The following is an 8,108-nucleotide window of genomic DNA, read 5'->3' as shown; positions in this document are numbered from 1 at the left end:
GCTGGCCGTTGAGCGGCTGGACGGGCGTCCAGCCGGTGGCACGCTCGACGCCCTCACGGGCGAGCTTCACGACGAACCCGTGGCCGCCGAGCTTCACCCGGGTGGCGAAGACGGCGATCGTCATGTCGACCTCGCCCGCCGCGACCGGCTCGATCAGCGGCGCGGCGGTACTGGCGGTCTCTCCCAGGTCGGCGTCGAGGAACAGCAGGTGCCGGGGCTCCTCGGCGTCGAGCAGGCGGACGGCCTCGGCACCGCTCTCCATCGCGGCGGCCTTGCCCCGGTTGTGGCTGTGCCGCACGACGTGGGCCCCGGCCGCCTTGGCCACCCGCCCCGTCTGGTCGGTCGAGCCGTCGTCGACGACCATGACGAGATCGACGCCGGGGAGCGCCAGGGCCGCGGCCACGGTCGCCCCGATCCGATCATCCTCGTTCTTGGCGGGAATGATCGCCGCCGTACCGGTCATCGAACACCTCCAGCGTGGAAACCCCGGGCTTCGGCCGTGGGGAGCGGGTCATCCCTGGGATTCGGAGGTCATCAGCTTCTCCGGCAGGGTCTCGTGCACGACGAAGACCGAGTCTAGGCCCGTGACCTGAAGGATCTTGCGTACGGCGGGCCGAGGCGCCGCCACCTCCAGTGTGCCTCCGCGCTCGCGCAGCCGCTTGAGCGCGGAGAGCAGCACGTTCATGCCGGTGGAGTCACAGAACTCCACGGCGGACATGTCGAGGACCACGAGCATGGTCTGGCTCTGCCCGAGCAGCCGGGTGAACTCGGCCTGCAGGCGAGGTGCGGTGTATAGGTCGATTTCGCCAACGATGGTCACGACGGTGTGCCCGGCATGAGATCGAGTTGAGACTTTTAGCTCCACAGCGGGCACACTAGCGGCGCGAGAGCCACCGGTCACGCTCTCTTGAACAACCCGAGTCGTCCGCCCTTTGTCCCCCGTTTCGGCCTCATGGAAACCCGGAGTGCGCGAAGCTTGACACTGCGCAACACCGGCTTGGCCGGAAAAGGGAGAAGACCCGACACTCCCGATCATCGCTGCGCTACGGCAGCGACAGCCGTTGAGTTACAGGAAACGGGCTCGAACGCACCCATGAACACCGACCTACCCGAGGATCTCCAGCGGCAGCGGCTCCGGGAACACCTGGAGGCCATGATCACTCGTACCGACAAGGCCACCTCGTGGCGCGATGCGGCGAGTTCACTGCGGAGCCTGGTGAATCACGAGGGACACGTCCCGATCAGAACCAGCCTGTCGACCGAGGACCTCGACTTCCTCGAAGGGGCACGCGAAGAGCTCCTCGACTTCGCCACGCTCGGCGTCAGGCTGCTCGACCTGCACCAGCCTCGTGACGCGGGCGGCATCACCAGCGACACGGCACATCCGATCCTGCGCTGCCGCAGCTGCATGTGGCGCTGGCCGTGCCCGACGTTCCGGGCGATGGTGGAGTCCCTGGGCACCACCAGGAGGCTCACCTCCTGCCGGCACGTCGAAACCGGCACCGCCGAGGACGACGAGTGCGCGCAGGTGCCCCTCATGGTCTCGGTGAGACCCGAGAACGACGCCACGGCGCCGACCTCCAACGGCAACGGCAACGGCCCCGGCTGACGGCCCGAACCGGCGGCTCGCCGGACCCGGGCCGATCGGATCAGGGCCGGTGACAGCGCCCCGCGACAGCGCCCCGCGACGGCGGCCGGGCGGTGCCGTTCAGACGGAGATCGGCAGGCGGATCTCGAAGCGGCAGCCCGGGCCGGAGTTGACGACGCCGATCGCTCCCTCGTGGGCCTCGACGATGCCGCGCGCGATCGCCAGGCCGAGGCCCGCTCCGGCGCCGTCGGCACTGGGCGTGCGGGCCGCCTCGCCACGGAAGGCGACATCGAAGACACGGGGCAGGTCGTCCGCCGGGATGCCGCCGCAGCAGTCGGCGACGGACAGGCAGGCGATCTGGCCCTCGATCGAGGCGCGGACCAGGACGGTGCCGTCGCCGGGAGTGTGCCTGATCGCGTTGACCACCAGGTTGCGCAGCGCCCGGGAGAGCTCGGCCGCGTCGGCCTGAACGGGGATCACCGGGTCGACCTCGCCGGCCAGCCGCACCCCCTTGGCCCTGGCCAGTTGCTCCACCCCGGCCAGCGCGTCGGCGATCAGGTCGCCGAGGCCGATCCGGTTGCGTGACAGGCGCAGCGCCCCCGCGTGGATCCTGGACAGCTCGAAGAGGTCGTCGACCATTCCCGACAGCCGGTCCACCTCCAGGCGGATCTGCCGGTGATAACGGCCTACGGTCTCGGGGTCGGCGACCACCCCGTCCTCCAGGGCCTCCGCCATGGCCCGCATGCCCGCCAGCGGGGTACGCAGGTCATGGCTGACCCAGGCGACGAGCTCACGGCGCGCGCTCTCCAGGGCGCGCTCGCGCTCGTGGCCCAGGCGCAGGCGCCGGTAGGCCTGATCCAGGCTCCCGGCGATCGTGCCGAGCTCGGCGGGGAGACCTCCGGGTGGGGTGAACTCCCCCGAGGCGGGCACCGCGTGCACGGCGTCGACGAGCCTGCGACTGGCCGCCACGACCCGGCGGGCGAGCACCGTCGCGACGCCCAGCCCGACCAGACCACCCACCGCGACCACACTGAGCACGATGTCCCTCGGCGTACCCTCAATGATCATTTTCAGGGTGATGGCGACCACGCCGCCCACCGTCGCCACCACGGTCACCACGACGACCACCGCGAGCATCGCGCCGATCGACCGCTCGCGCAGCAGCCACATCGCCCCCAGCCCGGCGAGCGCGACCAGCAGGCCGAGGCCGGCGGTGACCGCGACGATCAGCAGAATCTCGGGGATCACGGCTCCACCAGCGGTTCGTAGCGGTAGCCGACGCCCCACACCGTGACGATGCGCCGGGGAACGGTCGGATCCGGCTCGATCTTCTCGCGGAGGCGGCGGACGTGGACGGTCACCGTGGAGGAGTCGCCGAAGGACCAGCCCCAGACCTGGTTGAGCAGCGCGGAGCGGCTGAAGGCCTGGCGGGGGTTGCGCATCAGGTGGGCCAGAAGGTCGAACTCACGGGCGGTCAGCATGATCTCGTCACCTCGGAACCGCACCTCGTGCGCCCCGACGTCGACGGTCAGATCACCGTCCCTGAGCACCCCGGTGCCGGTCGGCAGCGAGGCGCCGCGCGCCCGCCGCAGCACCGACTGCACGCGCAGGGCCAGTTCCCTGGGGCTGAAGGGCTTGGTGACGTAGTCGTCGGCACCGGTCTCCAGACCGACGACCCTGTCCATCTCCTCACCCAGCGCGGTCAGCATGATCACTGGGACCGGCCACCGCTCCCTGAGCTTCCTGCACACCTGGAGCCCGTCCATCTTGGGGAGCATCAGGTCGAGCACCATCAGGTCCGGCGGGTTGGACAGCGCGCGCCTGAGCGCCTCGGCGCCGTCTCCGACGCACTCGACCAGGTGACCGTCACGTTCCAGGTAGCGGGCCACCACCTCGGCCACCATCGGATCGTCGTCGACCACCAGAATCCGCGCGCTCATGACCTCAACGGTAGGCCCGCGAGGGGAGATCCCTAAGCCGTGTCACCGGTCCGTAAGCACTCGATCGTTACGATCAAGGCGCCCGCCGCTTCCCCTGTCAGCGTACGGTGGAACACATGAGTCGTATCGTGCTGGCGGTCCTGGGCGCCCTGCTCGCGCTCTACGTGGTGTTCGGGCTCGTGCTGCCCGCCCTTTTCGGGCTGCTGAAGTTCGTGATCGTGCTGGCGGTCGTGGCCTTCGCGGTCGTCGCCCTGGTCACCGTGGTGTCCAAGTCCAAGAGATGAACCTGCTCCTCGCCGTCCAGACGCTGACGGTCTGGATGTTCGACGGCGGCGGCGTCCTGACGGCGACCGCCGTGGTCGGGCTGGGCGTGCTCCTGCTCGCCTGGGCGCTGCGACCGGCGCCCGTCACCTCCGGTGCGCGGGCGCGGTCGCCGCTGTCGCGGCGCGATCGGGCCAGGCGGACGATGTTCGTCCGGCAACGCGACCCCGACGCGGCCGGGAGATCCCGGCCCAGAGCACCCTCCGCGGGCCCGGCGCCCGCGTAACCCCCCGCGACCACCGTGTGCCGCGCGCACGCGCTCTGAAAACCCCCGCGGTGCGCGGGCGTCCTCTGTACCGTCTCCACTCCGGTCAGAAGGGCCCCAACCATGTTCGACCCCGTCATCGGGTTCACCGCCGACCTCATCACCGCGCTCACGGGGCCACTGGGCTCCACCGCGCTCGCGATCGTCGTTTTCACACTCCTCGTCCGGCTCCTGCTGCTCCCGCTCAGCGTCATGCGGGCCAGGGGCGAGCGGGCCAGGATCCGCCTCGCGCCTGAGGTCCGGAAACTCCAGAAACGCCATGGCCGCCATCCCGAACGGCTCCAGCGGGAACTGGCCGCCCTCTACGCCAGGGAGAGGACCTCACCGCTGGCAGGCTGCCTGCCGTCGGTGGCGCAGTTGCCGTTCCTCATGGTGACCTACCAGGCGTTCGTCTCCTCGACGATCGCCGGCCAGGCCAACGCGCTGCTGACCCACGGGCTCCTCGGCGTGCCGCTCGGCCAGCAGTTCGCGGGCACGGTGGCCGGGTTCGGGCTGCTCAGCGGCCCGACCCTGGTCTTCGCCGGGCTTTTCCTGCTGCTCGTCGCCGTGGCGTGGGCCGCCTCCCGCCAGACGCGGAACACGATGAGTGAGGACGTCCAGCCCGCGGCGCTGCGCCGGATGCTGCCCCTGCTGCCGTACGGGACCGTGCTGGTCGCGGCGGTGCTGCCGCTCGCGGCCGGAATCTACCTGCTCGTCACGACGGCCTGGAGCACCGGGGAGCGGGCGGTACTGCACCGGCCCGCGCTCGCCGGAGGCTGACGACACCCCGGACGGAGGAGGTGCCGTCCCGCTTCATGACAGGCGAAGCGGGACGGCACCCGACGGAAGGACTATCCGCATTCCCTGAGGGCGGGTTCGGGGGTGGAAACATGGCCGTTACCTACCGTGTTGACCGCCGTGACCACCGCCCAGACCGTGGTGATGTCCCCCTCGTGCCTGACTCCCCATGTCGAGGCCAGATATTCGACGATTCCGAGGCCTCGCCCTCCCAGGGAGGAGAGCGTCGGGCGCCCTGCCCTTGGCTCGGTGGCCGCGCCACCGTCACTCACCGCAACCTCGACCTGCTCCTCGGTCCAGTGCCATGACACCCTGATCTGCCCCGACGGCAACGGATGCGCGTGACGCAGCGCATTACTCAGCAACTCGCTGACCACGAGCACCGCGTCATCTATAGCGGTCTCGTATACACCCCGTTCCTGCAGGTCAGAGCAGAGGCGTTGGCGTGCGACAGCGACGCTGGACGGTGCATACGGCAACAACACGACGCTCGACGCACTCACCTCCCCGTATGCCTTTCCCCCCTGAGGAACTCACCCCAGTACGACCGAAATGCCCCGTTAGATAGCCTCGGAAACCGAGCAGCAATTACAGCTTGTGCACATTCGACAATAGATCAGCGGATCCGTTACCGACTCGTTACCGCCTTGGCGTGTCGATCAGGTAAGAGCGTCCGGCGTGTCGGCGATGCGGAGTGCCAACCTCATCCGGGTGCCGCCCGCGGGGCGTGGATGCGCCGACACCTCTCCTCCCTGGGCCCGTGCCAGGCTGCGCACGATGTAGAGACCAAGCCCGACTCCGCCGAACCTGCGGCGGTCACCGCTGTCCGCCTGGACGAAGCGGTCGAAGACGCGCTCCCTGCTGGCGTGGGCGATGCCCACGCCCTCATCGTCCACGACCAACACCACCCGGTCACCATCCACCCATGCCTCTACCCTGATCAGACCACCGTCCGGCGAATATTTGAAAGCGTTCTCCAGCAGCTGGGCCAGCAGGATATCGGTGGCCAGCGCGTCGCCGGAGACCAGGGGCAGGTCATCGGGGACGTCGACCTCGACCCGGTGCAGATCCGACAGGATCGGCAGGCCCAACGTGGCTCCCCGCACCAGCTCGGCCAGGTCGAAGCCCTCGATCCTGAGCGTGAGCTCGCCGGCCCCCGCGCGCGAGCCCAGCAGCAGGTGGTCCATGAGCTGGCCGAGGGAACGGGCCCGCTCGGCGATGATGTGCACCGCGGCACGACGCTCGGCGTCGGTCATGCTGTCCCAGCGGTCGTCGAGGGTGCCGGCGAAGCCGCGGACCACGGTGATCGGGGTGCGGAGCTCATGGCTGGTGGTGGCCAGGAAGAGATCCTTGGCCTCCTCCAGTTCCTTCGCGCGGGTGATGTCGCGGAAGTCGACCACGATCTCGCCCGTCTCCACGATCTCCGCGCAGAGCACGTCCAGCCAGATGCCCGAGGGCAACTGGATGGTGAGCTTCTCTCCCGGTGCCGGGAGCTGGAACGGGGGCGGGCCGCCGATCACCTCGGCGGAGTGGAAGCCGGTCAGCTCGCTGGCGGCCGGGTTCCACTGGACGACCCGGCCCAGCTCGTCGAGGACCGCTATGCCGTCGGCGCTGGCGTCGAACACCGCCCGCTCGTGGGCCCGCTGCCGTACGGCCTCCTGGTAGGCCATCGCGTTGCCCACGGCGATGCCCGCGTGACCCGCGAGGAGCTCCAGCAGTTCCAGCTCCAGGTGGCCCACCTTGCGCTTGGCGAAGAGCGCGTACAGCGCGCCGTACGGTCGCCCGCCCATGGCCGCGAGACCGAGCGCGATGGTGTGCAGGCCGGGCAGCTGCGACCAGATCAGCTCGTCCAGCCGGTCCTGGTCACCGGTCTCCAGCAGGATGGTCCTGCCCTCGCGCAGCAGCTTGCCGACCAGGCTGGTGCGGAGGTCCGCCGTGGAGTTCCGCATCGAGCCGGGAAGGTTGTGGCGGGCCACGAGGCGGAGCCGGTCGCCCTCGATGAGCACGAACCCGCCCGCGTCGGCCCCGGTCAGGTCGGCGAGGCTGGCCGCGATCCGGTCGAGCACCGCGGGCAGCTCCAGCTCGGCGTTGATGTCGGCGACCACGTCGGTGAGCCGGCGGACGAGCTGTGCCCGGCGGGCGTTGCGGTCGTTGGCGCTCTCGTCGTCCTGGGCCAGGTGGTAGACGCTGACATAACCGCTGAGGGTGCCGTCCCGCGAGGAGAGCGCGCCGGTGTCGACCCGCAGGTCGAGCAGGCTGCCGTCCCGGCGGAACCGCTTGGTCCGCAGCGACACCTGGCCACCGGTGCGGACCTTCTCCAGGACCGCGTTGTGCTCGGCCATCAGCTCCTCGGGAACCACCGGAACCCGCCGGCCGACCGTCTCCTCGGCCGACCAGCCGAAAAGGCGTTCGGCCGCGGGATTCCAGGCGATGACCGTCTGTTCGCGATCAATGGCGACGATCGCGTTGGGCGCGTCGGCCACGACCGCCCGGCCGATGCCCCCGTCATTGTCGGCCGTGTAGTCCACCACACACCCATAGTGCCGTCTCAACCGGCCTGATCTTGGCACTTTCGTCCCGCACGTGTTGCCACTGGCCGGGCGATCCGTCCGATACTCTGCGGTCACCACACACCTGGATACGAAAGGGTGGGGCCATGTCATCCGGCGACATCGATGCATTGCTACGGGTGACCTCGCCCGACTATGTCGGCACGAGCCATCCCGACATCGCGTTCGGCACGCTCGACGGACCGCTGGGGCGTCTTACCCTCGCCGTGACCGGCCGGGGTGTGGTGGCCTGCAGCTACGAGGACGAGAACGTCGTCTTCGAGCGGATCAGCAGGGAGGTCGGCACCTTCATCGGGCCGGACCCCCGGCGGCTCGACCCGGTCCGCCGGGAGCTGGACGCCTACTTCTCCGCCCGGCTCCGTGCCTTCACCACAACGGTCGACCTGCGCCTGGCCACCCAGTTCTCCAGGACGGTGCTGCAGATGATGCTCTCGGTGCCGTACGGGACGGTGACGACCTACCGCGAGATCGCCGAGCGGATCGGCAGGCCGCGGGCGCTGCGCGCGGTCGGCAACGCGCTGGGCAGCAACCCGGTGTGCGTCATCGTGCCGTGCCACCGGGTCGTCGAGAGCGAGTCGGTCCTTGGCGGGTACGCCGGGGGCTCGGCCGCCAAGGAACGCCTGCTGCGCATCGAGTCCCGCGCGTAG

The 8,108-nt window shown here is 69.9% G+C and carries 11 protein-coding genes; 5 read left to right on the top strand and 6 right to left on the bottom strand.

Annotated elements, in window-relative coordinates:
• Both ABT130_RS16930 and ABT130_RS16925 read right to left on the bottom strand, forming a co-directional pair.
• A partial coding sequence (locus tag ABT130_RS16930; protein ID WP_350956362.1) for a glycosyltransferase family 2 protein occupies positions 1-463 on the bottom strand: 463 nt, incomplete at its 3' end.
• A 48-nt stretch (positions 464-511) separates the two neighbouring features.
• Entirely contained in the window at positions 512-865 is a 354-nt protein-coding gene (locus ABT130_RS16925; protein ID WP_350913998.1) for an STAS domain-containing protein, read from the bottom strand.
• A 228-nt stretch (positions 866-1,093) separates the two neighbouring features.
• On the opposite strand from ABT130_RS16925, the gene ABT130_RS16920 reads away from it, so the two are divergent.
• On the top strand, positions 1,094-1,609 hold the full coding sequence (locus ABT130_RS16920; RefSeq protein ID WP_350956360.1) for a hypothetical protein: 516 nt from the start codon (positions 1,094-1,096) through the stop codon (positions 1,607-1,609).
• Positions 1,610-1,708: 99 nt separating this feature from the next.
• On the opposite strand, the gene ABT130_RS16915 is transcribed toward ABT130_RS16920, so the two are convergent.
• Positions 1,709-2,836: a sensor histidine kinase gene (locus tag ABT130_RS16915; protein ID WP_350913994.1), complete on the bottom strand. Its 1,128-nt coding sequence runs from the start codon at positions 2,834-2,836 to the stop codon at positions 1,709-1,711.
• On the bottom strand, positions 2,833-3,528 hold the full coding sequence (locus ABT130_RS16910) for a response regulator transcription factor (protein WP_350913992.1): 696 nt from the start codon (positions 3,526-3,528) through the stop codon (positions 2,833-2,835). Before ABT130_RS16910 ends, ABT130_RS16915 begins: the two co-directional genes overlap by 4 nt.
• 116 nt (positions 3,529-3,644) lie before the next feature.
• Between ABT130_RS16910 and ABT130_RS16905 the strand changes: the two genes are divergently transcribed.
• From ABT130_RS16905 to ABT130_RS16895, 3 genes are all read left to right on the top strand, one after another.
• Positions 3,645-3,812: a hypothetical protein gene (locus tag ABT130_RS16905; RefSeq protein WP_350913990.1), complete on the top strand. Its 168-nt coding sequence runs from the start codon at positions 3,645-3,647 to the stop codon at positions 3,810-3,812.
• On the top strand, positions 3,809-4,075 hold the full coding sequence (locus ABT130_RS16900) for a DUF6412 domain-containing protein (RefSeq protein ID WP_350913989.1): 267 nt from the start codon (positions 3,809-3,811) through the stop codon (positions 4,073-4,075). The genes ABT130_RS16905 and ABT130_RS16900 overlap by 4 nt, the downstream gene beginning before the upstream one ends.
• Before the next feature lie 102 nt (positions 4,076-4,177).
• Positions 4,178-4,873 carry a YidC/Oxa1 family membrane protein insertase gene (locus tag ABT130_RS16895; RefSeq protein ID WP_350956358.1) on the top strand — a complete coding sequence of 232 codons (696 nt, stop codon included), beginning with the start codon at positions 4,178-4,180 and terminating at the stop codon, positions 4,871-4,873.
• A gap of 71 nt (positions 4,874-4,944) precedes the next feature.
• On the opposite strand, the gene ABT130_RS16890 is transcribed toward ABT130_RS16895, so the two are convergent.
• Together ABT130_RS16890 and ABT130_RS16885 are read right to left on the bottom strand one after the other, a co-directional pair.
• Positions 4,945-5,376 carry an ATP-binding protein gene (locus ABT130_RS16890; protein ID WP_245651822.1) on the bottom strand — a complete coding sequence of 144 codons (432 nt, stop codon included), beginning with the start codon at positions 5,374-5,376 and terminating at the stop codon, positions 4,945-4,947.
• 174 nt (positions 5,377-5,550) lie between these two features.
• The gene (locus tag ABT130_RS16885; RefSeq protein ID WP_350913985.1) at positions 5,551-7,422 is read right to left on the bottom strand and encodes a sensor histidine kinase; all 1,872 of its coding nucleotides are present in this window, start codon (positions 7,420-7,422) and stop codon (positions 5,551-5,553) included.
• 125 nt (positions 7,423-7,547) lie between these two features.
• On the opposite strand from ABT130_RS16885, the gene ABT130_RS16880 reads away from it, so the two are divergent.
• Complete coding sequence (locus tag ABT130_RS16880; RefSeq protein ID WP_343970715.1) at positions 7,548-8,108, top strand: methylated-DNA--[protein]-cysteine S-methyltransferase; 561 nt, start codon at positions 7,548-7,550, stop codon at positions 8,106-8,108.

It is taken from the genome of Streptosporangium sp. NPDC001681, assembly GCF_040298085.1.
In the GTDB taxonomy this organism is placed as follows: Bacteria; Actinomycetota; Actinomycetes; order Streptosporangiales; family Streptosporangiaceae; genus Streptosporangium.
The sequence above is the reverse complement of the archived record's forward strand: the minus strand, read 5'-3'. Positions and strand labels throughout refer to the sequence as shown.

Bases quoted from the DNA above. Each gene is read 5' to 3' on its own strand.
- ABT130_RS16920 (WP_350956360.1), top strand. From the start codon at position 1,094: ATGAACACCGACCTACCCGAGGATCTCCAGCGGCAGCGGCTCCGGGAA.
- ABT130_RS16910 (WP_350913992.1), bottom strand. From the start codon at position 3,528: ATGAGCGCGCGGATTCTGGTGGTCGACGACGATCCGATGGTGGCCGAG.
- ABT130_RS16905 (WP_350913990.1), top strand. From the start codon at position 3,645: ATGAGTCGTATCGTGCTGGCGGTCCTGGGCGCCCTGCTCGCGCTCTAC.
- ABT130_RS16900 (WP_350913989.1), top strand. From the start codon at position 3,809: ATGAACCTGCTCCTCGCCGTCCAGACGCTGACGGTCTGGATGTTCGAC.
- ABT130_RS16895 (WP_350956358.1), top strand. From the start codon at position 4,178: ATGTTCGACCCCGTCATCGGGTTCACCGCCGACCTCATCACCGCGCTC.
- ABT130_RS16880 (WP_343970715.1), top strand. From the start codon at position 7,548: ATGTCATCCGGCGACATCGATGCATTGCTACGGGTGACCTCGCCCGAC.